The sequence below is a fragment of the Streptococcus sp. CP1998 genome (assembly GCF_041026655.1).
GTDB classification, from domain to species: Bacteria; Bacillota; Bacilli; order Lactobacillales; family Streptococcaceae; genus Streptococcus; species Streptococcus dentalis.
Window position 1 is genome coordinate 709,327 of sequence record NZ_CP163380.1, and the last position, 21,799, is coordinate 731,125.

Here is a 21,799-nt window from a genome sequence, read left to right on the forward strand (position 1 = left end):
TAAAAGATTAGAAATAAGATGAAACATACAACATTTTGTTAGCACAAAAAACACCGAGGATCAAATCCTCGGTGTTTTCTATCGTGATTATTTCACGTGTTTTGCAAGTTCTTCTTGCGCTTTTTTATTGGATTCTTCTTTTTCTTTCAACCAATTCTTATACGCTTTTTCGTAGTCCGCAGTTGTGACAGTCTTGTCTTGAACTTTTTGGTATTTGAAGAAGCTTGTTTCCCCTTTAATACCAATTGCAGAATTTGCTGCTGAGAATGGTGTGACCTTGGTGATAGATGGAACGCCACCCTTAGAGTAGATTGGAAGAACCATAGCATTTTCTGTCAACCAAGCTTGGGCAGCAGCATATTTTTCATAACGTGCATTGGTATCCAATTTTTCATCATTGGCAGCATCTAGCAAGGCTTTGTATTCGTTCAAACCAATTTTCTCGATGAGCGCTTGGTCTTTCTTAGGATCAAGTCCCATACCAGTCAAGGTTGAACCATCTGTTGGGTTTAAGATATCCAAGTAAGTAGATGGGTCTTGGAAGTCAGGTCCCCAACCAGTGATATCCATATCAAAGTCTTTTTGGTCTGGTGATTGAGCAAAGTAAGTAGCGTTATCAGCATCGTCTGTAGACAATTTTTGTACATCGATCACGACATTGTCTTTACCAAGGGACGCTTCGATTGAGCTCTTCATAGAGTCTGCTTGTTGGACAAGAGCATTAGAAGATTGGTCTACAACATAGTCGATATGGATTGGGAATTGAACACCTTGCGATTGCAATTCAGCCTTAGCTTTTTCAAGTTCTGCTTTGGCTTTATCTGCATTATGCAAGCTATCTTGAGCATCAGCGAAGCTAACACCTTTCCACTCATCTCCTGTTGCGGCAAGTTTTTCTTCAACGAGAGTACCGAAGTCTTTCCCGTCTGCTTGCACAAATGTCGGTGGAACTAGAAGGGTACGAAGAGTTTTTGTTGCTCCGTCTTTTCCGTTCACTTGAGCGCTGTAGGAAGTTCTATCTAAAGCAAAGTTCAAAGCTTGACGGAAGTTTTTGTTTTGAAGAGCTGTCTTGGTGCTGTTCTTTTGCTCATCCGATGTCTTCTTAGTATGACCGTAGTTTTGACGGTTGACGTTGAAGTAAGCGTAGTAAACAGTAGAGTCTTGTGGGGTATAAACGATGTTATCTTTGAATTTCTTCTCAATCGTACTGTAGGTTGAGCTAGTTGGGAAGAGACGAGCAGTAGATAGGTTACCATCTGAGAAGTTACGAGCAAGATAGTCTTGGTCTGATCCATCGAAGTACGTTAATTTAACAGTATCGATGTGAACATTTTTCTTGTCGTAGTATTCAGGGTTTTTATCCAACTCAATTTGTGATTTTGAAGTGAAGGATTTCAAAATGTATGGACCGTTGTAGAGGATACCATTTGGTTTCACGCTACCAAAGTCCTTACCAGCTGATTCCAAGAATTTTTCATTGACCGGCATCATGGTAGAAGTGGTCAATTTAGAATTCCAGAAAGATTCTGGTTGGTTCAAAGTATATTGAAGAGTATAATCATCAACAGCCTTGATTCCAACAGTTGAGAAGTCTTTAGTTTTCCCGTTTACGTAATTATCCAAGCCTTTGACTGAGTTTTGAACCAAGTAAAGAGCATCGGATTTTTTATCGGCTACATATTTCAGAGCTGTCACGAAATCATGTGCAGTGACGTCAGCGTATTCATTTCCTTCTGAATCATACCACTTCGCATCTTTTCGAAGCTTGTAAGTATAAGTCAGACCGTCTTTTGAAACGGACCAGTCCTCTGCAAGAGCAGGCACTAGGTTACCGTATTGGTCGTTTTCAAACAAACCGTCGACCAAGTTGGTTGTAATGTCGCTTGTAGTTGAACGATTTGAAGTCAAATAGTTCAAGGAATCAGGGTCTGTACCATACACGTAGTTGTAGGTTGTTCCCTTTGATGAGTTAGAAGATGAACCACATGCAGCAAGGAAAAGCGTTGAAGCAGCGGCTACACCAGCTAAAAGAGCAAGCTTCGATTTTTTCATATTCGTGTCTCCTTTTGTATAATTTTAATTATTATACTCCAATCAATCTATAAAATAAAGTGTTTTTTGAACTTTTTTTGCATATTTACACACCGGTATACAGTGAAAGCCTTGATTTTAAGGAATTTTTAAGTAATAAAAATTTTTTTAAAAAAGTTACTATTTTGCTTTACATACTAGTCGAGAAAGAGTATACTGATAGTGAAGAAACTAGTATGTAAAACCAACTAGTTGTCGAAGAAAGAGGTGAGAAGGATGAAAGAGTCCCAATTGCTAAAGGGAGTCTTGGAGGGCTGTGTTCTAGAGATTATTTCCAAAAAGGCCATCTATGGGTATGAATTGATCCAAAGTCTTAAAGAGATGGGGTTTGACAAAATTGTCGCAGGGACCATTTATCCCCTGCTTCAAAAATTGGAGAAACAAGGCATTATCTATGGGGAAATGAGACCCTCTCCAGATGGTCCCGATCGCAAGTATTTTTCCTTAAGTGATATTGGGAAAGAGCGCTTAGAGGAATTTTGGAACCAGTGGCAGGATTTGGTTAGTAAAGTAGAGCGCGTGAAAAAGGAGGGGGAAGAATGATAGAAGATTATACAGAAAAAATGTCAGTTGAATTAAGGCACCTAAACAAGGATGATCAAGTCTATATGAAGAAAATGGTGGCCTATATTGGGGCCAAGTCCTATTTTTATGATGATGAAGCACTCGGTGAACAACTCTACAATATGGTTTGTGACCTGAAAGTTGCTGAGAAAGAAGGCATACGGGCGGTGGATTATTTTGGAAAGGATCCACGGGCGATGGTGGATCAAGTTCTTTCAGACTTGCCTAAACGCTCTTTAGGATCTTATGTGGGACTCGTCTTCCTACTTGGAGGGATCTTAGTTGGCATGCGTTATTTAATGGATTTTACCTGGATGATGCCACTGAAAATACAACCCTTAACTTATGTTGTCATTCTACTCAATTTCTTGGTATTCAATCAGTTCATCCTGTGGCTTTGGTCCAAACAGAGCTATGGAGAAATGAAGCGTCTTTGGGCTATTTTTCTCAGTGTGATCAGCCTGCTAGTGTTTTTGAACATCGTACGACTATTTTCGATCTATTTTGGGCACATTGGGAGTGTTTTCTTATCAGATAGTTGGGCGATTGCTCTTGCTGTCTTAGTCCTACTTGGGTTTGCGGTTATGGCTTATAGAAGCAGAGATCGCCTGATGACGAGTCTGCTAGTACTGGGGCTGACTTTCCTAGTTACTGGATGCTGGATTCGTCTTGTGAATCAGGAAACTGCTCATTTAATAGGCTGGCTACTTCCTCTTATAGGACTAGTCCTGTTCCTCCTTGTATTTCGTCTCCAAAGAAAGGGGAAAGCAATATGAAATCAGCTATTTATTACGAAGAAACGCAGGCTTTGGTTCAAACCTTTCGTCAGGAGGACCAAGCTTATTTCCAAGATCTCTGGGATTATTTCAATTTCGCCGGTTTCTTATATGAGGAGAAGGCTTTAAGAGAGCAGGTCTATAATCTAGCCCTAGATTTTTCGCAAGCAAGCGGAGATGGATTGACAGCAAAGGACTATTTTGGTCTCGATCCAAAGGAAATGGCAGACCAAATCATCGAACATATGCCCAAAGAATCCACGCGCTCCGTTCTGAAATATGGGGCGATCATCTCGGGAATTGTGATTTTTTATCGCCTCTTAAGTGATTTTGCTTCACAAGCAGTCCTGGTTCTTAAGCCGCTCGTCTATCTAACGGATGCTATTTTAGGAATTTTGGCTGTTGGGCTATTATTCTATCTCCTTCGTCGCCTCATTTTTGCAGAAGAAAAGTCAAAAAAAGCAATTTATGTAGCAGTCATTTTCGTTCTAGGAGTCTATTTCGCTAGTGAGATAGTGGGGGTCCGTTTCTTACCAGCTCTTGCTTGGTTGACAGTACCGAATCCATGGGATACTCTCCTGATGACAGGAGCTAGTGGCGCCCTCATATTGTGGCAATGGAAAGATGAGATTGGCCGAGCCTTCGTCTTTCCTATCGTCGCCTTTTTAGTGGTTGGATTCTTACATCGCTGGACCTTAGCGCAAGGAGTTCAGAATCCTGGTGTGACTATTCTTCTACCAACAGTGATCATCGTTTTGGGACTGGTTATTTATTATTGGTTTACGATTCGCTCTTTGAAAAAGAATAAGACAGAAAATGGTGAATAGAATGAAAAAGAAGCTGGGCAAAAACTGTCCAGCTCTTTATAGTGGATAGAAATAACTGCATGGCGCAGTGGTTGATTGCTCAAAGCCCTGCTTTGAGGGGGTGGATGGACTAAGTCTTGGTTCGCTTTTTAAGCTCCAAAGATGACCGATGGTAACGGAAACGATGTTTTCTTTTCTCTTCCAAGTATGATAGAATAAACTAATTAGATGGGAGAAGCGACATGAATATATTTCGAAAAAAAAGCCTCGGGCAAGTACACCCGGGTCTGAACCGTCATTTACGATTGTGGGATTTGATTATTTTAGGAATCGGTGCCATGGTGGGGACAGGGATCTTTACGATCACGGGGACTATGCGACGAATTTAGCTGGCCCAGCCTTGATTGTTTCCATTGTGATTGCAGCATTTTGCGTTGGCTTATCTGCTCTCTTTTTTGCAGAATTTGCTTCGCGGATCCCTGCAACTGGGGGAGCCTATAGTTATCTCTATGCCATCTTTGGAGAGTTTCCAGCCTGGATTGCTGGTTGGTTGACTGTGATGGAGTTTATGACAGCCGTATCAGGGGTAGCTTCGGGTTGGGCTGCTTATTTCAAAGGTTTGTTAGCCAATCTTGGCTGGAGTCTGCCAACTGCTTTAAATGGGACTTTTGACCCAGCAGCGGGGACTTATGTGGATCTCTTGCCGATTTTGGTGATGGTCTTGGTCACCGCCTTGGTCCTCATGAATGCAAAGGCAGTCTTACGCTTTAATTCCTTGCTGGTTTTACTTAAGTTTTCTGCTCTTGCCTTGTTTATTCTTGTTGGAATTTTCCATCTAAATCCTGGAAACTGGGCAAACTTTGCTCCTTATGGCTTTGGAGAAATCTATGGAGGCCAGACAGGGATTATGGCTGGCGCTTCGCTTATGTTCTTTGCCTTTCTTGGCTTTGAGTCTATTTCAATGGCGGTCGATGAAATCAAGGAACCACAAAAGAACGTTCCTCGAGGCATTGTCCTGAGTCTCTTGATCACAACGGTTCTCTATATTTTAGTGACCTTGGTGTTGACCGGTATGGTTCCTTTTAAGGATTTGAATGTAGAAGATGCAGTTGCCTTTGCCCTTCGTCAGGTCGGTGCAGGATGGGCTGGAAATTATGTCTCGCTAGTAGCTATTTTGACCTTGATTACCGTCTGCATTTCCATGACCTTTGCCCTCTCACGGATGATCTACAGTTTAGCGCGGGATGGCCTTTTGCCAAAAGCTATGAAACAGCTCGATCCAAAAACTAGAATTCCAAAAAATGCAACACTAGTAGCTGGATCGATGGCAGCCATTGCTGGTGGAGTCTTTCCACTTGCAAGCATCGCTTCCTTCTTAAATATCTGTACCTTGGCTTACCTGGTTATGTTGGCCCTTGCCCTCTTGAAATTGCGCAAGGAACACGGGGCTCCTGGACCTGGTGAATTTAAAACACCCTTGGTTCCAGTCTTACCAATCCTATCGATTGTGGTCTGTCTGTCCTTTATGACCCAGTATTCTCTATCGACCTGGCTGGCCTTCGGAGTTGCTCTCTTGATCGGGGTTGGAATTTATTTCGGTTATGGCTATCGCCATTCAGAAGAAAATCAATAAAACATAAAAGCTAGAGTAGAAGAACTCTGGCTTTTTGTATAGGGAAAGCTCTTTTTTTGATATAATAAAGGGAGAAAGTTAACTAGATAACAAAGGAGAAAAACATGACATTTGAAGAGATTTTACCAGGCTTAAAGGCTAAGAAAAAATATGTACGAACAGGATGGGGTGGGGCAGAAAACTACGTCCAACTCTTTGATACCATTGAGCAAAACGGGGTGGCTCTAGAAGTGACGCCTTATTTCCTCATCAACGTCTCTGGTGAGGGTGAAGGTTTCTCCATGTGGAGTCCAACCCCTTGTGATGTTTTAGCGACAGATTGGGTGGAAGTCCATGACTAAAAGGGTCTTGATTACAGGCGTGAGTTCTGGGATTGGTCTGGCCCAAGCTCGTCTCTTTCTAGAAAAGGGCTACCAGGTCTATGGGGTGGACCAGGGAGCGGATCCCCAGTTAGCAGGTAATTTTCACTTCTTGCAGCGGGACTTAACTCTTGATTTGACGCCAATTTTTGACTGGTGTCCTGAGGTAGAGGTCTTGTGCAATACAGCCGGAGTTTTGGATGATTACAAGCCGCTTCTGGAGCAAAGCGCTGAGGAGATTCAGGAGATCTTTGAGATCAACTATGTGACTCCGGTGGAGCTGACGCGGTATTATCTGACTCAAATGTTGGAGAATAAAAAAGGTATCACCATCAATATGTGCTCCATTGCTTCTAGCCTGGCAGGAGGAGGCGGTCACGCCTATACCTCGTCCAAACATGCCTTAGCTGGATTTACCAAGCAGTTGGCGCTGGATTATGCAGAAGCTGGGGTTCAGGTCTTTGGCATCGCACCAGGAGCCGTCAAAACAGGCATGACCGCAGCAGACTTTGAACCAGGTGGTTTGGCTGACTGGGTAGCCAGTGAGACGCCTATCAAGCGCTGGATTGAGCCAGAGGAAGTGGCAGAAGTCAGCCTCTTTTTGGCTAGCGGGAAGGCATCTGCCATGCAAGGGCAAATCTTGACCATTGATGGTGGCTGGAGTTTGAAGTAGGAGGATGAAAAAGCAGGAGTCGAAATCTTGCTAAGAAATGTAATTGTTTTTTCCTTACTGAAAGAGGATCAAACCTAGGTGGACAATTGAGTTACGACAGTGGTGAGACAGGTATTTACCTCTATGCTAAAGAAGATCTTACTGAACGAAATTAAACCTACCAGAGTGATCAGGATGAATCAGATTTCTTTATGATTGGTCACGATGGAGATCTAGCCTTTTTCACCAAAAAAAGACAGGAATAATAACAATTATGAAGATAACTGAGGGTAAGTTCAGAAGAACTTTTTGAATGGGCTACCTGAAACCTTAAGAGATTGTTTTAGAAGAAACGAATAGTACAATTGATTTGCTAAGTTATTGTGGAATGAAGGTGAAATCATGATTAAATTAGTGAATGTTACTAAATGTTTTAGTGATGGATCGAATGTCAGATACATTTTCAAAAATTGTAATTTTGAATTTAAAAAAGGTAGCACGACTGCAATAGTTGGCCGTTCTGGATTAGGAAAAACTACTCTTGTTAAATTAATATTAGGGATTACCAGTTTAAATGAGGGGGATATCTTAGTCTGTGGTAGTTCCATTTTAGATATGAAAAATTTGAGTAAGGTAAGGCGTAGGAATATTGGCTGTGTCTTCCAAAACTTTAATTTGATTTCAGGTTTCACGGTGAAAGAGAATATTCTACTTCCAAGATATTTTTTTGAAAATGGAGAGAATAACATTAACGAAATTTGTAACACTCTAGGTCTTTCAAAGGAAATGTTAAGTAAGAGTATTGATAAGATTAGTGGAGGTGAAAAACAAAGAGTTGCTTTGGCAAGAGCTCTTATTAATAATCCAGAAATATTGATAGCGGATGAACCTACTGGTAATTTAGACGCTGCTAACGAACAAAATATAATAGAATTGTTGAAGCGGATCAATGAGGAGTTAGGTATCACGATTATAACAGTAACTCATAGTGATAAGGTGGCGAATAGTATGCAGTCTATTTGCACAGTTGTTGATGGCAAAATTGAGTACGTAAGGAGATGATAAAATGAATCATTCCATATTATTCATTGCTAAAAGAGATTTAGAAGTTAACAAACGAAGATATAGATTAGTTCGACTGTCAATAGCGATCTCTGTTTTACTAATTGTTTTAGTGATGCTCATTTCTAATTCTTTCTATAATAAAATGATTAAAGAAATGACTGTAGCAAATAAAAATGTTGTTACTGTTGCCTTTGGTAATAAAGAAAATTCTCTGAATTATAAAGCTTTGCCTTTATTTTCTAATGAAGATATTGATCGAGTTAAAAAAATAGATGAAGTAAAAAATATTACTGGTATAAAACTATTATTTACGGATGATATCAAATTCCAAAATGGTAAGACATCGGTTTCCAATACTATCCATTGTCTAGAAGAAAAGTATTTAAAAAACCTGAATATTAGAATTGCTGAAGGAAAATTTCCAGAGAAGGACAATGAAATATTAATCGGAGATTCCGTACACAAGGCTACATCAATGAATGTCGGAGATACGGTGACTATTAAGATTGATAATCATTATGAAAAGTTTGTAATTTCTGGCATTATAGACAAGCAAGAAGCGCAGTTATTTTCTACCTTGCCAACAGAAATAAATCAAATGATGGCAATCAATGTAAAAAGTAGTAGCGTTTCATCAAATAAATTTTATTATCTGAATGCTACTGTGAAAAATGGAACCGATTTAAATGAAGTAGCAAAGAAGATAGAAAAGACTGTTTTAAAAAATGAAAATTTAAAACAATCTTTATCAGGAACAGGATTAGATGTTGTTGTAGCAACACAACAGGATGTTATCAATATGCTATCCAGATGGTTTTCCTACATCGACCTTTTTATCCTCTTAATCATAGTTCTTATCTCTATTGTAGCGATTATTAATATCATCAATATTCTTGCCATTACCATTCAGGAGAATCATAAACAGATCGCAACTTTTAAAATCATCGGTGCATCTGATCGACAGATAAAAAGAATATATTTATTTGAAAGCTTCATGATGGGAGTACGAGGTACAAGCGCGGGATTGGTGATAGGAATTGCTATTTCTTATTTGATCATCTTTTTGAGTGGATTGCCACTAGATATTGAACTTAGCAGATTGTTGTTCCCGGTATTAATAGGGATACTTACTTCAGTTTTTGCAGGATTATTGGTATCTAGAAAAATTACTAAAATTGATATTGAAAAAGTATTAAATCAATAGAGAAGAAATGATTAGGGTCAATAAGAGATGGTGTTGCAAAAAGAATAGCTATACTGGTTTCACTATCGACTGAGCTTTGAATGAAAGTAGGAGGATTTGATGGAAATCAAAAATCACTTTGGTGTCTACGGAGTCTGTCTTCAAGAGGGGAAACTGCTCTGCATTGAAAAAACAAGAGGCCCTTATCAGCATCGTTTTGATCTACCGGGTGGTAGCCAGGAACTAGGGGAGGGACTGACCGAAACACTCAAGCGAGAAGTTCTGGAAGAGACGGGCTATACGATTAGCAGATACGCTAATCCTAGGATGTATGACGTGATGGTTCAAGAAGAAGGGAAAGACTTCGCAGTGCATCATATCATGGCCTTTTATGATATCGTACTCGATTTCGAGAGCTCTCAACAATCCCTTCCTCAGGAGGTTCTTGATGGAAGCAATGATTCAGCCAATGCCATTTGGTTGAATGTGGAAGAAATTACTGCAGACAATGCTTCTCCCTTAGTATTGAAGGTAAAGGCAGAGTTAGAAGGATTTCCAGAATTAGAACTGATAAGCTATAGAAATTGGAAGGTAAAATAGAGGGAGAATGGAACTATTTAAAACATGGAAGAAATATATGGTTCTCTATGGTCTTAAATCTCAAATTGGAACTGTTTATCGAAACAGTGATAGGACAACGAGCTTTTATGATATTGGGAATTTTCTATACCTAGCAGGGGAGTTGGATCCCAGATTTTGGGAAGACTTTGTTAGGCAATATGGTTTAGATTATAAGATTATTATTTCAGAAGACACTAAGTGGCAAGATTTTCTGCATCGGCAAGTGGGGTTAATTTCTTTTACTCGCTATTCTTTTAAGGATAAGGCAAATTTTCAAGTTGAATTTCTAAATGATCTAGTTACTCATTTAGAGGAAGGTTACAATATTGTACCTATTGACAATCGTATTTATAACTATCTTTCTGAGGAAGAATGGTCACAAGATTTACAGGGGGATTTTGAGTCCTACCAGGATTTTGCTTTAAAAGGTGGATTTGGCTTTGTTATTCTTAAAAATAATGAACTGATTGCTGGGATTTCCTCAGGGTTAGTTTACCACGGAGCAGTTGAAGTGGAAGTTGCAACTAGACCAGACAAACAAGGAAAGGGATTTGCTAAAAAACTTGGTGCTGCAATGATTCTAGAGGCTTTAAATAGAGAAATGTTCCCACTTTGGGATGCTCATAACGAGGCTTCTAAAAAAGTAGCAGAATTTTTAGGATACGAATTAGTTGAATCTTATGAAGCTTTTGAACTAGAGGAAAGTGTCGTATAATGATATCTAATATTGTATCTTTTAAGACGAGGTGAATCGCTATGCAAAATCAACTGGCTCTTAGTGGCGAAAGAATTGTTGAAAAAATTTACCCACAACTATTTCATCATGTTGGTATGATTCGTGGCGAATATTTGGTGAGGGAGATCAGTCAAAATATACTGCTAAAAAGTTGTCAGCAATTTGTGAAAGATTATCTAGACACTATTTGTCATTTGTACTCAGATGAAGAAGTCTGGTATCGCTTTTCAGAGTTAACAAATGCAGAAGCAAATAGTCTAGACGGGACTAAAGAGTATTTTGACGAACGCCACCCATTATTTGGATATAGAGGTATCAGGCGTTTACTGGCGTGTTTGGATGAATTTCATGCTGAAGCAAATGTTGTTACAGAAGTTTATCAAACCAATCCCAATTTGTCTGTTATTTTTCCTTTTGTCAATGATGCCGACCAATTAAGACAAGCTATTAGAGTGTTGCGCCAGCATGGTTTTACTGGAAAAGTTGGAACAATGATTGAATTACCGTCAGCTTATTTTGACTTGGACAGGATACTGGAAACTGGTATTTCAAAGATTGTAGTGGGAATGAATGATTTGACTTCTTTTGTTTTTGCGACTGTGAGGAACAGTCAATGGCATGATATGGAAAGTCCCATTATGTTAGAAATGCTGAAACAGATGCAGGATAAAGCAAGGAAGAACAAGATTGATTTTGCTGTAGCAGGCTATCTGAATACTTCTTTCATACAAAAAATGAATCAGATGGGTATCGAATGTATTCTCCATTACAGCTCTATTCCAGAGATTTTTGATTTAGAAATTGACCATCCAGACCATCTTAAACATATAAAAGAAGAAAGTAAAAAATTTCAAAGGAGAACCCATGACACCGCAAGAAATGTGGAATGCCTACAAGAAAATTAACCCCTCTATCGGAGATGAGATAGATGCCTGGGCTTTTGGAGTGGACCCAGACCTTTTAGCGGAACTGGTCTTTAAAGGCGAAAAAACAGCAACAGCTTCAGCTTTCGACCTCTACGCAGTAGAGGACGAACCCCTTCCCCAAGGAGGGACCTTTGATGTTATTTTAGACAGTCAAGATCGGGCTGTCTGCATTGTCGAAGTTACAAAGGTTTCCGTTCAGCCTTTTCATCAAGTGTCAGCTGACCATGCCTACAAGGAAGGTGAAGGAGACAAATCTCTAGCTTATTGGCGTCAGGTTCATGAAGACTTTTTTAAAGACTGCTTAGGAGAAGCAGGATTGACTTTTACACCTGATAGCAAGGTGGTTTTAGAAGAATTTCGCAAGGTTTATCCATTATAGATACGCTCTCCATTTAGAAAATCAGAAAAAAGAATAACTGTTTTTATACAAAATAGGCCTAGTGATTGTGACAAGCTAAAAATACTGCCCAGTTCTTAGAACTATTAAAAGATTTTTTGAGACTTTCCGCTGTGAGAAAAGCGCTTGAAACCTAAAAGTTTCAAGCGCTCGGGAGTTTTGAAACTTTAGGTTCAAAACTAAATCATGGAACTTCCTGGATTGCTGAAATCATCCACTGGATAATTTCACCTAATGTCCGTACTCACCCAAGGAAAGTCTCAACGAAGATTTGATCTTAATCTGACTCTCCTTTTTGGAGAGTTTTTTTGATTTGGGTCTTATTTTCCAAAAGGGCTAAAAAATGGTATAATGTAAGCGATATTGTACAGAAAAGAGAAATGTTATGCCAAATTATGCCATTATTTTAGCAGCGGGGAAAGGTACCCGTATGAAGTCAGATTTGCCTAAGGTTCTTCACAAGGTTGCTGGGATCTCTATGTTGGAGCATGTCTTCCGTAGTGTTGGAGCCATCTCACCTGAGAAGACGGTAACGGTTGTGGGCCACAAGGCAGAATTGGTGGAGCAAGTCTTAGCGGGACAAACAGAGTTTGTTAAGCAAACCGAACAATTAGGAACTGGTCATGCAGTTATGATGGCTGAGCCAGTCTTGGAAGGTCTTGAAGGGCACACCCTCGTCATTGCAGGGGATACTCCTTTGATTACGGGTGAAAGCCTCAAACACTTGATTGACTTCCATATTAATCACAAGAATGTGGCAACCATTTTGACAGCCGAAGCAGCCAATCCATTTGGTTATGGCCGGATTGTCCGCAATGACAATGCGGAAGTGCTTCGAATCGTCGAGCAAAAAGATGCGACAGATTTTGAAAAGCAAATCAAGGAAATCAATACAGGGACTTATGTCTTTGACAATGCACGACTCTTTGAAGCGTTGAAAAATATCAACACTAACAATGCCCAAGGTGAATACTATATTACGGATGTCATTGGTATTTTCCGTGAGGCTGGTGAAAAAGTAGGGGCCTATACGCTCAAAGATTTTGATGAAAGTCTTGGGGTTAACGACCGCGTGGCCCTCTCAACAGCAGAAGGCATCATGCGTCGTCGCATTAACCAAGCCCACATGGTCAATGGGGTGAGCTTTGTCGATCCAGATGCGGCCTATATCGATGTCGATGTTGAGATCGCACCAGAAGTGCAAATCGAAGCCAATGTTACCCTAAAAGGCCACACAAAAATTGGGGCTGAGACAGTTTTAACTAATGGAACCTATATTGTGGACAGTGAAATTGGGGCAGGTGCTGTCATCACTAACTCTATGATTGAAGAGAGCACGGTAGCCGATGGTGTAACGGTAGGACCATATGCTCATATTCGCCCAGGTTCTAGCCTCGCCAAAGATGTCCATATTGGAAACTTTGTCGAAGTCAAAGGTTCGTCTATTGGCGAAAATACCAAAGCTGGTCATTTGACTTACATTGGTAACTGTGAAGTCGGCAGCAACGTCAACTTTGGTGCAGGAACCATCACAGTGAATTATGATGGCCAACACAAGTTTAAAACGACGATTGGAAACAATGTCTTTGTCGGCTCCAATTCGACGATCATTGCGCCAGTTGAATTAGGCGACAATTCCTTAGTCGGTGCTGGATCAACCATTACCAAGGATGTACCAGCTGATGCGATTGCGATTGGCCGTGGCCGTCAAGTGAATAAAGAAGAATATGCCCTTCGCTTGCCACACCATCCTAAAAATAAATAGGAGATTCTCATGCAATTTGAAGAAAAAACCATTGAGCGCAAGGAGATTTATCAGGGACCGATTTTCCAAGTGGTCACTGATCAAGTAGAACTACCCGCTGGAAAAGGCCAAGCGCAGCGTGATTTAATCTTCCATAACGGAGCAGTAGCGGTTTTGCCGATCACAGAAGATGGGAAAACGATCTTGGTCAAGCAGTACCGCAAGGCGATTGAAAGGACCTCGGTGGAGATTCCAGCAGGGAAGTTAGAAAAGGGAGAAAATGCAGATCCTAAAGCAGCTGCTCTGCGTGAATTGGAAGAAGAAATTGGCTACACAGCGGATCTAGAGTTGTTGTATGATTTTTATTCAGCTATTGGATTTTGTAATGAGCGAATCAAACTTTATGGTGCGACCAACTTGAAAAAGGTGGAAAATCCACGTCCACAAGATGCGGATGAGACCTTAGAGTTATTAGAAGTGACCTTGAAGGAAGCGAAAGATTTGATCCTTTCTGGTGAAATCTGTGATGCCAAGACCATTATGGCTATCCAATATTGGGACTTAATCAATAAATAGAGGAGGATCCGATGGGAAAACCTTTATTAACCGATGAAATGATTGAACGAGCAAGGCGAGGTGAGGACATCACCGGTCCTAATATGGTCGATGCTGAAGAGACGAAAATTATTCGGACAGACCACAGAGGATTTGGCTATGAACGTCCTATGAGAGAGAGTCGTATGGAGCGTCCACAAGAGCGTTATTCTCAGGATACTGTGCAGATCCAAGTGGAGCCCACAGTGACCAAGAGTCGTCGCATTGAAGAACGCAAACAAAGTGTGGTCCAATCCAAACTCAATAAGATTTTGTTCTGGATCATTGTGCTCCTCATTGTTTTAATTATTGCTATTTGGCGTCTATAAGGTCGTTACAAGGAGAGAAATGACATGAAAATTGGAATTATCGCAGCCATGCCCCAGGAGTTGAAGATCTTGGTTGAAGCCCTTGAAAATGGGGAAAAGCATCTGCGTCTTGGAAAAGTCTACTATACAGGATCGATTGGTCGCCATGAGGTCGTTTTGGTGGAAAGTGGTATCGGAAAAGTCATGTCTGCTATGAGTGTGGCAGTCTTGGCCAATGATTTCAAAGTGGAAGCCATTATCAATACAGGTTCTGCAGGTGCGGTTGCACCGGGAATGGCTGTTGGGGATATCGTCCTTGCAGACAAATTGGCTTATCATGATGTGGATGTGACAGCCTTTGGCTACAAGTATGGTCAAATGGCAGGTCAACCACTTTACTTTGAATCCAGTCGCTATTTTGTTTCAGAGATGAAAAAAGTTCTGGAAGAAGAAGCTGCAACCACACATGTGGGCTTGATTACAACAGGAGATAGCTTTATCGCGAGTGAAGAAAAAGTCGCAACAATTCGGGAGCATTTCCCAGAAGTATTAGCAGTTGAGATGGAAGGGGCGACTATTGCCCAAGCCGCTCATGCGGCTGGACGTCCCTTCATGGTCATCCGAGCGATGAGTGATACGGCAGATCACGCAGCCAATATCTCTTTTGATGAATTTATCGTGGAGGCTGGCGAACGCTCTGCTCAAACCCTGATTACCTTCTTGAAGAGATTGGTGTAAAATAAACAATAGATAGAAGTGGGATTGGATGAGTTTTTTTACAATTCATTTTGTCCCTCTTCTTTTTTTGAAGCCGATTCTTCCAGAAATAGGGAACTTTCATGCTATAATAAAGACTAGTAATGTAAAGGAGAGAATATGGTTTTATCAAAAAAACGGGCACGTCATGTGATTGAAGAAATTATCGCCCTTTTTCCAGATGCCAAGCCAAGTCTGGATTTTCGTAATCATTTTGAATTACTAGTGGCAGTTATGCTCTCAGCTCAGACGACAGACGCGGCTGTTAACAAAGCGACACCAGGTTTGTTTGCGGCTTTTCCAACCCCGCAAGCCATGGCAGCAGCCAGTGAGGCCGATATCGCCAAGCATATTTCTAAATTAGGCCTCTATCGAAATAAGGCCAAATTTCTCAAAAAATGTGCCCAACAATTGCTGGATAACTTTGATGGGCAAGTACCTCAGACTCGCGAAGAGTTAGAAAGTTTAGCAGGAGTAGGACGCAAGACAGCCAATGTGGTCATGAGTGTAGGTTTTGGGATTCCAGCCTTTGCTGTCGATACCCATGTGGAGCGGATCTGCAAGCACCATGATATTGTCAAGAAATCAGCGACGCCATTGGAAGTTGAAAAGCGGGTCATGGATGTTCTGCCAAAGAGCGAATGGCTGGCGGCTCACCAAGCCATGATTTACTTTGGACGGGCCATCTGCCATCCTAAAAATCCTGAATGTGACCAGTACCCACAACTCTATCATTTTGATTAGGAATCAGTTCCTCTGCTCGAAAGAGCAGAGGTTCTTTTTTAGGCTAAACGTATATTTATTAAAAGGATTGAAAGATTCGGTTTTGCAAATCTGTGGTGGTAGGTGCCTAGACTCCCCTATCCGGCTTCTTTGAGATCGATTTCAAGATGCTTTTTCTTTATATCTTATTATATTCATTCAGAAAAAACGAACTTTTTTAAAATAAATTTGGTTTTTTTTAAGAAATAGTGTATAATGGTAGAAAATCTAACATAAGGAGATAGTGATGAAAGCAAAAAAACTGTTAGCTCTTGCAGGAGTTTCTGTTGCAGGTGCCTTTCTCTTAACAGCATGTGGTGGTAGCAGCAGCAATCAAGCAACCTACTCATTTGTCTATTCAGCAGATCCAAATACCTTGGACTATATTGCTGCAACTCGTACGACTACTTCAGATGTCACAAGTAACCTTGTAGATGGTCTTCTTGAAAACGACCGATACGGAAACTTTGTGCCAAGTCTAGCAGAAGATTGGACTGTCTCTGAAGATGGATTGACCTATACTTACAAACTTCGTAAGGATGCCAAATGGTATACGAGTGAAGGAGAAGAATATGGTGCTGTAACGGCTCAAGACTTTGTTACAGGGATCAAACACGCAGTTGAGTCTAAATCAGAAGGTCTCTTCTTGATTCAAAATTCGATCAAAGGTTTGGATGCCTACGTAAAAGGGGAAACCAAAGACTTTAACACAGTTGGAGTCAAAGCCTTAGATGACCACACCATCCAATATACTTTGGTCCGTCCAGAAAGCTTCTGGAACTCAAAAACAACCTCAGGTGTTCTTTTCCCAGTCAATGCAGATTTCTTGAAATCTCAAGGAAAAGATTTTGGTTCTTTGAAACCTAGCAGCATCTTATACAATGGTCCATATTACTTGAAATCATTGACTTCAAAATCTGAGATTGAATTGGTCAAGAACAAAGACTATTACGATGCGAAAAATGTTCATATCGACAATGTCAAATTGACCTTTAACGATGGATCAAACCCAGATTCTATCATTAAGAACTTTGAAAAAGGTCAATATTCCTTTGCATCTGTTATGCCAAACAGTTCGACTTATAAGAGTGTCAAGAAAAACTTTGGTGACAACATTGTCTATGGTTTGCAATTGGGAACATCCTACTATCTTGGATTCAACTTGGACCGTCAAAAGTATGACCACACAGCCAAAACAACGGATGAACAAAAAGCTTCTACCAAGAAAGCAATTCTGAACAAGGACTTCCGTCAAGCGGTGAACTTTGGCTTTGACCGCAAATCATATGCGGCACAAGTATCTGGATCTGATGCGGCTGAAAATACCCTTCGTAGCACTTTGGTGCCACCAACTTATGTCCAAGTCAATGGAGAAGATTTTGGTAAAGTCGTTGAAAAACAATTGGTTACCTATGGGGATCAATGGAAGGGTGTGAGCCTGGCCGATGGTCAAACGAGCCTTTACAATCCAGAAAAAGCCAAAGCTTCATTTGCAAAAGCCAAAGCTGAATTGCAAAAACAAGGAGTTCAATTCCCAATTCATTTGGACTATATTGTCAGCCAAGTGGACAACAGCATGGTCCAACAAGCGAGTTCCTTCAAACAATCCGTAGAGTCAGCGCTTGGTGCAGACAATGTCGTTGTGGACCTTCAAAAGGTATCGGATGATGATTTCCAAAATATCACCTACTTCAGCGATACAGCGGCTGCGAGAGATTACGATATCTCAGGCGGTGGTTGGGCTCCTGACTACCAAGACCCATCGACTTATCTTGAAAGTATCAGCCCAGTAAATGGTTCTGTCTTCTACTATCTTGGTATTGATGCAGGTTCAAACAATCCAGCCATTGCAACAGTTGGTTTGGATCAATACGCTAACATGTTGAAAGACGCCGATGCTGAATTGTTGGATCAAGGAAAACGCTATGAAAAATATGCAGCAGCGCAAGCTTGGTTGACAGATAGCTCGATTACGCTTCCAACTGTCTCAAATGGTGGTGCTCCAATGCTTCAACGGACCGTGCCATACAGCCGTGCTGCTTCATGGGTAGGTACTAAAGGAACAGGAACATTCTACAAATACCTTGAAATGTCGAAAGATGTTGTCACCACAAAAGACTTTAACAAGGCCAAAGAAGAATGGTTGAAGAAAAAAGCAGAATCCAATAAAAAAGCTCAAGAAGATCTCAAAGATCACATTGAGAAGAAAAAATAAAAAAATCAATCATTGGTCTATCAATGAAGATAAAAAAGTCGGAGCCGTCATGTGAAGGCTCCGTTTTTTTTATGTCTCGAAAGTCAGTCTGTCTCATTTTTTAAGATGAAAGATAAATAAATCACCCGCTATTGAACTGTACTCACAAAAATAGATTTTTGGGTATGGTCCATAGACGGGTGATGATCATTCTATTCACTAAATCTTAAAAAATAGCCATCAGGGTCTAAAACTGCAAATTCATGGGGATAGATATATTGTTCACCAACACGAAATTTTCTTTTGTTATACCCTATGCTTTTTAGTGAAAGCGTTTCCTGTTTTAATTTAAATAAACTATAAAAAATGATATAATACATGTGAGTCAACCACTTTAAGGAGAACAATCCTGATGAAAAACAAAATAATATTAAGCTCTGTAACGCTTCTATCTGCATTTATACTAGCAGCATGCGGAAACGGAGAGAAGAAAGCAACAGAAACTACGGCTGCATCAACGACAAAAGCTCAAACAACAACTCCTGGGTCTTCTTCTAGGGCAAAAGAAATATCCCTTGCAGATACTCAACGTATCGGAAATGAAAATTTTGGTTATATCAATATCCCTAAAGATTGGGTCGTATATAATTTCAAAGCTCAAAGTAGCAAAACTCAAAGTAGCAAAACGCTCAAATATTCATCGCCAGACAAACACAATATGTTGTTAATGGAATCAAACACTAAAGATACTGTTGAACTTGGCCCCAACGAAACCTTTGACGCACAGTTACTTGCGGACCGTTTATATAGCTTCTGGGGAAAAGCCAAAAATCAAACTAGTTTAGAAGGTGTAAAAGCTATTTTTGCCAGTGAGGACGCTTTCTTAATAAAAGTAACATTTAAAAATGGGAACATTTTGTACGAATGGGTATTCCAAAAAGGCGATAAAGTATACAATATCACAATCGTAGGTTCAGAAGATATGATTAAAGCCTTAAGACCTGTTCTCGAGCAATCTTGGGGCTTAGATCCAAATATTCCTGGGAAATAATCCCCAAAAGACTAAAAGAGAGTGGGACAGAAATTGGTAATTCGTTAGAATTCGATTTCGTTGTCCCACCTCCGCACAGTTGAGTAGGGCTGTAAAAGCTGATGAAATCAGCGTAGTAGAGCCCACTCAACCACTGCGTCTTGCTCGACAATCCAAAAATAATTGAGAGGCTAGGACTTTTGTCCCAGCCTCTTTCTTTTTTTGTTTCTTTTTCTACTCTAGTGATCTATTTTCTTATTCACTAAATCTTAAAAAATAGCCATCTGGATCTAGAACTGCAAATTCATGGGGATAGATATATTGTTCACCAACACGAAATTTTCTTTTGGTCAAAGGACGATGAATAGGATAGTTAGACTCGATTACTTTTTGATAGAGTCTAGGGACATCTTTTATGCCGAAGGAGATATTAACTCCACGACCAAAGGGGTAGGTCAGTTCAGCTAGTTCCTCCTTACTCCCCTCCTCTATCATTAGCTGGCACTCTTCAAGAGAAAGAAAGAGGAAGTTCTCTTCTGGTCGCCCGTATTCGATGGTAAAACCCAGTAAATCACAGTAGAAGGAACGGGACTGCTCTAAATTCGATACAATAAACTCAGGAATCACTGCATTGAAATTCATAAAGACCATCCTTACAAATCAATTTCTAATACAATTGGTGTATGATCTTGACGAGCGCCTGAGTCAATCATATCTGATTTAGTGACCTTGTCAGCAATGCGGTTTGAGGTTAACCAATAGTCGATTCTCCAGCCCGTATTGTTGATTTTTGAGGTTTTACTTCGTTGTGCCCACCAAGTATAGCGCTCAGGAACATCACCATGTAGGTGACGAAAGGTATCTGTAAATCCTTTGGCCAAAAGATTTGTAAATCCTTCACGTTCTTCGTCTGTGAATCCTGGTGAACGGCGGTTGCTGGCTGGGTTGGCAAGGTCAATTTCCTTGTGGGCAACGTTGTAGTCCCCAGTTGCAAGGACGGTTTTTTCTTTGTCTAATTCAGCCAAATATTCAGCATACTTAACGTCCCAAATTTGACGTTCTTCCAAACGTTTGAGTCCATCACCAGCGTTAGGTGTGTAGACCTGAGTCACGAAAAATTCATCAAATTCCAAAGTAATGATCCGACCTTCCAAGTCCATGGTCGAAGGAGCTCCGATTTCTGGGAAAGTCACAACTGGTGTGAGCTCTTTTTTATAGAGGAACATGGTTCCAGCGTAGCCTTTACGAGCCGGTTCTTGAGAAGAGCGCCAGGTGTTTTCGTAGCCAGGGAAGAGCTCCTCAAGGATTTCGAGGTGTTTTTTAGTAGGACCTTTGGCGGATAACTTGGTTTCTTGAATGGCAATGATATCCGCATCCTCAGAAACCAAGGTTTGGAGGACTTCTTGAGAGAGTTTGGCGCGTGCTGAATCACTAGTTAATGCAGCATTAAGCGAGTCGATATTCCATGAAATGAGTTTCATTGTATTTCCTTTTCTTGACATGATAGATAATTTTATTATAACAAAAATAGCATAAAAATCTAGTTATCCGCATAAAAACTGGACTTATCACACTTTATCAAGGTCAAAACCACTCAATTTACTACTAATTTACTACTTATGAATGAGCTTTGATACGACGATTTATCCTTGAAAAGTGAAGATATAAAGATACTTCCAATAAAATTTGAATATTTAATAGGTAGACACTTCAAAAAATGAGGTGTCTATTTTTTTACCCGATTTTGAAAGGAAGTGAACTTATGAAAACAAAAAATCAAGAATCAAAAGGTCGTTCCCCACTCTTTAAGACCATCAAACATTCATTCAGCCAATAAAAAAGAAAGGATAGGTAAAAATATGGAACTTAAATTTGTGATTCCCAACATGGAAAAAACATTCGGCAATTTAGAATTTGCTGGCGAGGATAAAGTCGTTCAGCGAAGAATCAACGGACGGCTAACTGTCTTATCAAGAAGCTATAATCTCTATTCTGATGTTCAAAGAGCAGATGATATTGTGGTGGTGCTTCCTGCTGAAGCTGGCGAAAAACATTTCGGCTTTGAGGAACGTGTGAAGTTAGTCAATCCACGTATTACCGCAGAGGGCTACAAAATCGGCACTCGTGGTTTTACAAATTACCTTTTACATGCTGACGACATGATAAAAGAATAAAGAAAGAGAGGAAAAATGATGAGATTAGCAAATGGCATTGTATTAGATAAAGACACGACTTTTGGAGAATTGAAATTCTCTGCTCTACGTCGTGAAGTGAGAATCCAAAATGAAGACGGGTCGGTTTCAGATGAAATCAAGGAACGTACCTATGACTTAAAATCCAAAGGACAAGGACGCATGATTCAAGTAAGTATTCCTGCCAGCGTGCCTTTGAAAGAGTTTGATTATAACGCACGGGTGGAACTTATCAATCCCATTGCGGACACCGTTGCTACTGCCACCTATCAAGGAGCAGATGTTGACTGGTATATCAAGGCAGACGATATTGTGCTGACAAAGGATTCTAGTTCATTCAAAGCTCAACCACAAGCAAAGAAAGAACCGACACAAGACAAATAGTCGCTAGGTAGAAAGGAGACTTTTTC

23 protein-coding genes and 2 pseudogenes are annotated in these 21,799 nt (G+C 40.4%); 21 read left to right on the forward strand and 4 right to left on the reverse strand.

Features of this window, described 5'->3' with window-relative positions; all coding sequences use genetic code 11:
- Positions 1-87 precede the first annotated feature (87 nt).
- Positions 88-2,052, reverse strand: coding sequence for a peptide ABC transporter substrate-binding protein (locus AB4X21_RS03740; RefSeq protein WP_369088206.1), 1,965 nt, complete (start codon positions 2,050-2,052; stop codon positions 88-90).
- Between the two features lie 255 nt (positions 2,053-2,307).
- Between AB4X21_RS03740 and AB4X21_RS03745 the strand changes: the two genes are divergently transcribed.
- The 18 genes and pseudogenes from AB4X21_RS03745 (at position 2,308) to AB4X21_RS03830 (ending at position 18,188) form a co-directional block, all read left to right on the forward strand.
- Positions 2,308-2,634: a PadR family transcriptional regulator gene (locus AB4X21_RS03745; protein ID WP_369088207.1), complete on the forward strand. Its 327-nt coding sequence runs from the start codon at positions 2,308-2,310 to the stop codon at positions 2,632-2,634.
- Entirely contained in the window at positions 2,631-3,431 is an 801-nt protein-coding gene (locus AB4X21_RS03750) for a hypothetical protein (protein WP_369088208.1), read from the forward strand. Before AB4X21_RS03745 ends, AB4X21_RS03750 begins: the two co-directional genes overlap by 4 nt.
- Positions 3,428-4,258, forward strand: a complete 831-nt coding sequence (locus AB4X21_RS03755; protein ID WP_369088209.1) for a hypothetical protein — start codon at positions 3,428-3,430, stop codon at positions 4,256-4,258. Before AB4X21_RS03750 ends, AB4X21_RS03755 begins: the two co-directional genes overlap by 4 nt.
- A gap of 221 nt (positions 4,259-4,479) precedes the next feature.
- Positions 4,480-5,870, forward strand: a pseudogene (locus AB4X21_RS03760) (APC family permease).
- Positions 5,871-5,974: 104 nt separating this feature from the next.
- Positions 5,975-6,211 (forward strand): DUF2829 domain-containing protein, encoded by a 237-nt coding sequence (locus AB4X21_RS03765; RefSeq protein WP_000141913.1) that lies wholly within the window; start codon positions 5,975-5,977, stop codon positions 6,209-6,211.
- Positions 6,204-6,902 carry a 3-oxoacyl-ACP reductase gene (locus AB4X21_RS03770; protein ID WP_369088210.1) on the forward strand — a complete coding sequence of 233 codons (699 nt, stop codon included), beginning with the start codon at positions 6,204-6,206 and terminating at the stop codon, positions 6,900-6,902. The genes AB4X21_RS03765 and AB4X21_RS03770 overlap by 8 nt, the downstream gene beginning before the upstream one ends.
- Positions 6,903-7,283: 381 nt before the next feature.
- Entirely contained in the window at positions 7,284-7,943 is a 660-nt protein-coding gene (locus tag AB4X21_RS03775; RefSeq protein WP_049486387.1) for an ABC transporter ATP-binding protein, read from the forward strand.
- A gap of 4 nt (positions 7,944-7,947) precedes the next feature.
- On the forward strand, positions 7,948-9,150 hold the full coding sequence (locus AB4X21_RS03780; RefSeq protein ID WP_369088211.1) for an ABC transporter permease: 1,203 nt from the start codon (positions 7,948-7,950) through the stop codon (positions 9,148-9,150).
- A gap of 99 nt (positions 9,151-9,249) precedes the next feature.
- Entirely contained in the window at positions 9,250-9,729 is a 480-nt protein-coding gene (locus tag AB4X21_RS03785) for an NUDIX hydrolase (protein WP_223325328.1), read from the forward strand.
- A 7-nt stretch (positions 9,730-9,736) separates the two neighbouring features.
- Positions 9,737-10,465, forward strand: coding sequence for a GNAT family N-acetyltransferase (locus AB4X21_RS03790; RefSeq protein ID WP_049473163.1), 729 nt, complete (start codon positions 9,737-9,739; stop codon positions 10,463-10,465).
- A gap of 41 nt (positions 10,466-10,506) precedes the next feature.
- Positions 10,507-11,391 (forward strand): putative PEP-binding protein, encoded by an 885-nt coding sequence (locus AB4X21_RS03795; protein ID WP_369088212.1) that lies wholly within the window; start codon positions 10,507-10,509, stop codon positions 11,389-11,391.
- Complete coding sequence (locus AB4X21_RS03800) at positions 11,351-11,791, forward strand: ASCH domain-containing protein (protein WP_369088213.1); 441 nt, start codon at positions 11,351-11,353, stop codon at positions 11,789-11,791. Before AB4X21_RS03795 ends, AB4X21_RS03800 begins: the two co-directional genes overlap by 41 nt.
- A 403-nt stretch (positions 11,792-12,194) precedes the next feature.
- On the forward strand, positions 12,195-13,574 hold the full coding sequence (gene glmU, locus AB4X21_RS03805; protein WP_369088214.1) for a bifunctional UDP-N-acetylglucosamine diphosphorylase/glucosamine-1-phosphate N-acetyltransferase GlmU: 1,380 nt from the start codon (positions 12,195-12,197) through the stop codon (positions 13,572-13,574).
- A 9-nt stretch (positions 13,575-13,583) separates the two neighbouring features.
- Entirely contained in the window at positions 13,584-14,129 is a 546-nt protein-coding gene (locus tag AB4X21_RS03810) for an NUDIX hydrolase (RefSeq protein ID WP_003002456.1), read from the forward strand.
- An 11-nt stretch (positions 14,130-14,140) separates the two neighbouring features.
- The gene (macP, locus tag AB4X21_RS03815) at positions 14,141-14,476 is read left to right on the forward strand and encodes a cell wall synthase accessory phosphoprotein MacP (protein ID WP_070594427.1); all 336 of its coding nucleotides are present in this window, start codon (positions 14,141-14,143) and stop codon (positions 14,474-14,476) included.
- A 24-nt stretch (positions 14,477-14,500) separates the two neighbouring features.
- A complete protein-coding gene (locus AB4X21_RS03820; RefSeq protein ID WP_369088215.1) occupies positions 14,501-15,193 on the forward strand; it encodes a 5'-methylthioadenosine/adenosylhomocysteine nucleosidase in 693 nt (230 codons plus the stop codon).
- A 138-nt stretch (positions 15,194-15,331) separates the two neighbouring features.
- On the forward strand, positions 15,332-15,955 hold the full coding sequence (nth, locus tag AB4X21_RS03825; RefSeq protein WP_003006251.1) for an endonuclease III: 624 nt from the start codon (positions 15,332-15,334) through the stop codon (positions 15,953-15,955).
- A gap of 265 nt (positions 15,956-16,220) precedes the next feature.
- Positions 16,221-18,188 (forward strand): peptide ABC transporter substrate-binding protein, encoded by a 1,968-nt coding sequence (locus AB4X21_RS03830; RefSeq protein WP_369088216.1) that lies wholly within the window; start codon positions 16,221-16,223, stop codon positions 18,186-18,188.
- A 191-nt stretch (positions 18,189-18,379) separates the two neighbouring features.
- Here the strand turns inward: AB4X21_RS03830 and AB4X21_RS03835 are convergent.
- A pseudogene (locus AB4X21_RS03835) lies at positions 18,380-18,472 on the reverse strand (VOC family protein); the annotation flags it as partial.
- Between the two features lie 107 nt (positions 18,473-18,579).
- Here AB4X21_RS03835 and AB4X21_RS03840 point away from each other — a divergent pair.
- The gene (locus AB4X21_RS03840; protein WP_023917595.1) at positions 18,580-19,218 is read left to right on the forward strand and encodes a hypothetical protein; all 639 of its coding nucleotides are present in this window, start codon (positions 18,580-18,582) and stop codon (positions 19,216-19,218) included.
- Positions 19,219-19,452: 234 nt separating this feature from the next.
- Here AB4X21_RS03840 and AB4X21_RS03845 read toward each other — a convergent pair whose 3' ends face one another.
- Both AB4X21_RS03845 and AB4X21_RS03850 read right to left on the reverse strand, forming a co-directional pair.
- Positions 19,453-19,839: a VOC family protein gene (locus tag AB4X21_RS03845; RefSeq protein ID WP_004219638.1), complete on the reverse strand. Its 387-nt coding sequence runs from the start codon at positions 19,837-19,839 to the stop codon at positions 19,453-19,455.
- An 11-nt stretch (positions 19,840-19,850) separates the two neighbouring features.
- Positions 19,851-20,678, reverse strand: coding sequence for an exodeoxyribonuclease III (locus AB4X21_RS03850; RefSeq protein WP_049522944.1), 828 nt, complete (start codon positions 20,676-20,678; stop codon positions 19,851-19,853).
- A gap of 378 nt (positions 20,679-21,056) precedes the next feature.
- Between AB4X21_RS03850 and AB4X21_RS03855 the strand changes: the two genes are divergently transcribed.
- Entirely contained in the window at positions 21,057-21,371 is a 315-nt protein-coding gene (locus tag AB4X21_RS03855; RefSeq protein WP_000420682.1) for a YdcP family protein, read from the forward strand.
- Positions 21,372-21,386: 15 nt separating this feature from the next.
- Entirely contained in the window at positions 21,387-21,773 is a 387-nt protein-coding gene (locus AB4X21_RS03860) for a YdcP family protein (RefSeq protein WP_000985015.1), read from the forward strand.
- Positions 21,774-21,799: the final 26 nt, after the last annotated feature.